We start from the raw sequence: 3,762 nt of genomic DNA, 5'->3' as shown, positions 1-3,762 counted from the left end.
CTAATGATCTGTTAATCAAGACCAATGAAACATGTATTAATGTTTTCTTAGATGATGATCCTCAAAAAACTTTTAAAGATATTAAAAAAGTTTCCTTATATTTAACTTATTTAAAATCCGAAGTGAATAATTTTCCCTATGGTGGACCAATTTCAGCTCTTCTTTTTTCAAAAAAGATGAAATTTTTGAAGGAATATGAAAGAGAAGCTCTTAAAGCCTATTCTGATTATTATGAGTTAATTACATTTGATACCATAATTGAAAATAAGACATCTACAATGACAAAAGAAGAGTCGGAAGAGCTAATAGATAGGATAATTCATTCATCTACAATACTTTCTAACATTCTTGAAAAACATCTAAGAAAATATATTTAAGATTTCCTACAATTAACATAATACACGTTATACGAAGTCAAAAAATGGGAGCTAAGCTCCCATTTTTAATGCATTTTTTTAAATAAGGCTAGGATGTGCATCTAAGATTCGAATTAATGTTGCCGCTGGTCCTGTCGGATAGCGTCGGCCTTGTTCCCAGTTTTGCAGGGTGCGATGACTGATGTGGAGACGTGCTGCAAATTCGCTTTGACTTAAACCAGTTTTTTCTCGGACTTCCTTAATATCAGGTAATTCAAGTTCGGTTGTTCGACTTGCTTGGATCTCTTTGCGCTTGATTGCTCCTGCTTCTTTAATCGAAGCAACTAAGTCATCAAATAAGTTGTTATCCATGAAATTGCTCCTTCACGAGTTGGCGCAGAATGGCGGTTTCTTTATCCGTTAGATTATCTTTTACAGATTTTGGATAAGCCACCAAGAAAAAGATTTGATCATCCTCATTTACCCAATAGTAAATTACTCTGATACCGCCACTTTTGCCTTTATTACCTTGAGCGCAACGTACTTTTCGAATGCCACCGCCATTCTTGATCAAGTCACCTTTATCAGGCTGAACCAATAGATCTTGTTGAAGTTGACGATATTCCTCATCAGATACAAGGTCTTTGATTTGCTTGGTAAAGATGCTGGTTTCAATGAATAACATAGATTCTTTGTACGTCAATGGCGTATAAGGATTCTAGCAGTTTCTGTATCAAAAAACGAGAGCTGATAACTCTCGTTTCGTATAATCCGTATTATGTTAATTTCAGAGAAACTATTACAAATAGAATATTACTTTTATATTCTCAAATGAGCCGCTATCTTTCTTAAAAAATACTATAAATAACTGTTATTACTGATTATTATTTTTTAAATCAGGGCGAATTTTATAAATATTATTTTGGAGTTCAAAAATATGACTGAGAGCTTTTCCTATCAGTAAGATATTTTCTCTATTTTCTAGTGATGGATCTGATTGAATCTTACTAGGAATACTGTCTAATAATATTGCAGCTTGATACAAATCATCATTTATTTTTTTTAATTGATCCATTTTTCTCTTCTATATATGTTGGTAAGGATCCCAATCATATTACATTGAGATCCTGATTTATTAGGCCGTGGTATATCTTGTTGTAGCTTCTCTAGTTTCTGAACTAAAAAGGTTTAATAATCTATCCGATGATGGTACAGGAAGATTTGGTGGATTCCAATCACCTGTAGTGATGCATGTATTTAAAGAGTTTCCACACTCTGACATTCCACCGCTACCAGCAGACCCATAGACATCAATACAGTCTGCATAATATTCTGCACACATCACAATTCTTTCGTTAAATAATATGAAGGCGTTGTAGGATCATATGCAAGAGCAAGACTACTAGTTATTATTGTACTAATTAGAACTATTTTTTTTAAGAACATAAGAAAATTCCAACTTTATTGTTAATTTGATATTTAAATATGATTTTTTAAAATTTAACTATTATTAAAATTACTCAAATCGAATAAATTTTTGAATAAATTCGCTTCATTTAACATAATGGCGATTATACGAAAGGACTGAGTTCTGTATGCTACAGGGCTTAGTCCTTTTAGTTTCATCTTTATTCTTAATAAAGTTTTATAAAGAAGACTTCTGAAACATCAGCTTGGCTTGGAATGACTACAATACAATTAGAGTACGTGAATTTATTTAACTTATGATTTCCCGTGTCTTCAGCAATATCAATCAAGAATTTTCCAGAGTCATCCTGTGTATAATTTCCAAATAATAATTGCATTTTATCGGTAGTTTCATAATTTTTAATGAATCCTCTGTGAAAATTATTTTTTATAAAATTAGGGTCAGTTCTATTTAAAATATATCTCACTCCGACATTCATCGTCATCGCAATATCATCAACATCTCCTAGGAGGTTCACGATAGTTGCTTTGTCTTCAATAGTGTGAGTTTTTAAACCTCTATAATGACCTTGGGTATCTAATATTTTTTCCATTTTATTGATTGGATGTGAACGATGATCACTTCTAAAAACTTTAAATTTTTCCTCATTTAACGTGAGCATGTTGATTGGACTATTAGTTGACGATTGATCAAAAGTAGCAAGTTTAGGTAAAGTTAAAATACCACCACTTGAAGAACTAGCGCTGCAAACTAAAATTAAATCGTACTCTGCTGCCAATACTCGAAATTCATCAGTAAACTGCTCTTGTGAAGATGTTAAAGCGGGATTAATAATAGGATTTTTTTGTTCAATTTCACTTTTAAAAGCATGCTCTAATCTAATTGGTTTTAAGATTTTGACTCCAACATCATCGTAACCCCATTGCTGCAAAATATTTTGAACATAAATACATTCTTCACTAATTTTTTCTTCATTATCATAGTTATACATACTAACTATAATGATTTTAGGTTTTTTATATACCTCAATTTCTCTTAAACCAGCTCTCGATAACACGATTACTTTTTCAGCATTAATTTTTTCATCTTTTTGAACCAAACACTCATCTTGTTGAATAATGCTTCCTTGTTTTATCACACCTTCAAATTTTTCTATTGGTGAAAGAACCTTATAGGAAAAGGGATCTTCAAGATCTAACCTACTATCATCTTCTTGAATAACAGCATCTATTTCAGAAGGTAGTTCGATATTTTTAGGAAGCCTAATAATAGAATCTTCTTTGTAATCAATTTGATATATATCTTTGGATCTATAAAGCTCTGCATCCCAAAAATACATGTTATTAATTTTTAAAAAGTGATTTACTTTGATATTTTGAGTCATATGCGAATTTATTCCCCAGCCGGCAAATTTTGATAAATTTTTAGCCGGGTAATCATTTAAAGCGATAACATTTTCTGCAACTCTCCTACCTATAGCTTTATCCAAAGAAATAAATTCTGCTGGATAGCCTTTAGGGAGTCGTGGGTGCAGTCCATGAAGCATATCTATTAATTGTCTAGGAAAATCATCTGGAAAATTTAATTCGAGTTTCATTATTAAGTGCCTAAAAAATCATAAAACATGGATATTTCTAATCAATATTAAAGTATGACAATAAGCTAAGATTTTTTATTATTTAAAACATATTCAATGTTTTTAAATAAACCCAACTTAGTAAGAATTAATTGAAGTTAGCATCTTAAGATACTACTGTCCCATAGTTTGATTTAAATAAAAAAGCCCGACATCCTGTCGGGCTTTTTCGTATTGGGTGTTTAGGTATAACTCCTGTCGTACCTTACAGTCCTTGTGCGTATCTATGTTCTTATTATTGTGTGGAACTTCCTGTTCCTGATGAATCCATCATAGGAAATTGCAGCCAGGTCGTACAGGCGCAAAGGGCCGTAATTGACGTAAGCAAATGCGTACAAGAC

4 protein-coding genes and 1 pseudogene are annotated in these 3,762 nt (G+C 31.8%); 1 reads left to right on the top strand and 4 read right to left on the bottom strand.

All coding sequences use genetic code 11. From position 1 onward, the window contains the following. Positions 1–377 (top strand): annotated as a pseudogene (locus FTV42_RS15760) (hypothetical protein); the annotation flags it as partial. Between the two features lie 78 nt (positions 378–455). On the opposite strand, the gene nadS reads toward FTV42_RS15760, so the two are convergent. The 4 genes from nadS to FTV42_RS15740 all read right to left on the bottom strand — a co-directional run bounded on the left by nadS (position 456) and on the right by FTV42_RS15740 (position 3,382). After that, a complete protein-coding gene (nadS, locus tag FTV42_RS15755; RefSeq protein ID WP_004676016.1) occupies positions 456–728 on the bottom strand; it encodes a NadS family protein in 273 nt (90 codons plus the stop codon). Then, entirely contained in the window at positions 721–1,041 is a 321-nt protein-coding gene (locus FTV42_RS15750) for a type II toxin-antitoxin system RelE/ParE family toxin (RefSeq protein ID WP_002126330.1), read from the bottom strand. Before FTV42_RS15750 ends, nadS begins: the two co-directional genes overlap by 8 nt. A 189-nt stretch (positions 1,042–1,230) precedes the next feature. Then, a complete protein-coding gene (locus tag FTV42_RS15745) occupies positions 1,231–1,431 on the bottom strand; it encodes a hypothetical protein (RefSeq protein ID WP_163146734.1) in 201 nt (66 codons plus the stop codon). Positions 1,432–1,990: 559 nt separating this feature from the next. Beyond that, positions 1,991–3,382 carry a hypothetical protein gene (locus FTV42_RS15740; protein ID WP_163146732.1) on the bottom strand — a complete coding sequence of 464 codons (1,392 nt, stop codon included), beginning with the start codon at positions 3,380–3,382 and terminating at the stop codon, positions 1,991–1,993. Positions 3,383–3,762 lie beyond the last annotated feature (380 nt).

Origin of the sequence: Acinetobacter sp. YH16052 (assembly GCF_013417155.1) — a bacterium.
GTDB lineage: Bacteria > Pseudomonadota > Gammaproteobacteria > Pseudomonadales > Moraxellaceae > Acinetobacter.
Note: the sequence above shows the minus strand (reverse complement) of the source record. Positions and strands in the feature narration are given on the sequence as shown.